This is a genomic window from Vibrio sp. OPT46 (genome assembly GCF_015163535.1).
Classification (GTDB): Bacteria; Pseudomonadota; Gammaproteobacteria; order Enterobacterales; family Vibrionaceae; genus Vibrio; species Vibrio alginolyticus.
In genome coordinates this window covers 1-905 of the sequence record NZ_JADDYG010000099.1, presented here as the reverse complement: position 1 = coordinate 905, position 905 = coordinate 1, and the positions used below count along the sequence as shown (strand labels likewise).

1 pseudogene is annotated in these 905 nt (G+C 34.8%); it reads right to left on the bottom strand.

Features of this window, described 5'->3' with window-relative positions:
* A pseudogene (locus tag IQR33_RS04830) lies at positions 1–362 on the bottom strand (AraC family transcriptional regulator); the annotation flags it as partial.
* Between the last annotated feature and the right edge of the window lie 543 nt (positions 363–905).

The following is a 905-nucleotide window of genomic DNA, read 5'->3' as shown; positions in this document are numbered from 1 at the left end:
AAAGTAAACAAACCAGAACAAACTTTGTCTACCTTAGGCAGCATCATCAAGAGATCACTGTGTTTTTGCAGCAACTGACTAACGAGTTCATTGTCGTAAGCAATAATCGACGCTTTGTATGCCCCATCTAGCGGAGAGTACTCTAACAAGTAATCCCCTTGAGATAGAAATACCCCATTTTCTGCAGCAACATCGATTGTGCAATCACCTGTTTGAACTCGAAGCTGACCATTGTGAACGACAACAATGTGAGACTGGTCTGAGTGAAATACTTCGTCAGATTTTTCATAGCAGGAAAAACTACGAATTTTTCGTGAACTCGAGTCGACCCTTTCTGAGTTTAGTTGGCCTGACACATCCATTTTCTACCCTTCATTATTTTGAGTTTCTCAGTGCAAATGTTGAGAAACTTTCAAAGCACTACTTTGATTGTTGTTATTTCTAAGTACTGCTGTATGAATTAAAGAAGCAAAGAAAAGAGCATAGAAGTTCTATCACTTACCATACCCCCCGAATAATTAGCGAATAACCCAAGCATTACCTTTACCTAAAGGTAAAAGTTTGACTTAGTAAATTTCTGCTGTCCATCTTTATTATTTTTATCAGATAGCGTTTATCATTAGCCAAAACTTAAATATCATTTCGTTATTTAAGTTTGGTTGTTTTGTTATACATTAGAATACAATTAAATAGATTTCGGCATCGTTTCGAGAACAAAATTAAATTTCCAAAATCATAAAAATGTATGTTTTATAGCCTAAAACGCCAAGCCAACGTGTTCAAGGAGCGAGATATAATCATAAAAAATACTGTTTTTGCAACAAGTATGAGTCTAAAAAACAACTGACCCGATGACTTCAAAGTCATGTAATTAATGTTTATAAAAGACAACAAATCTTTCACAA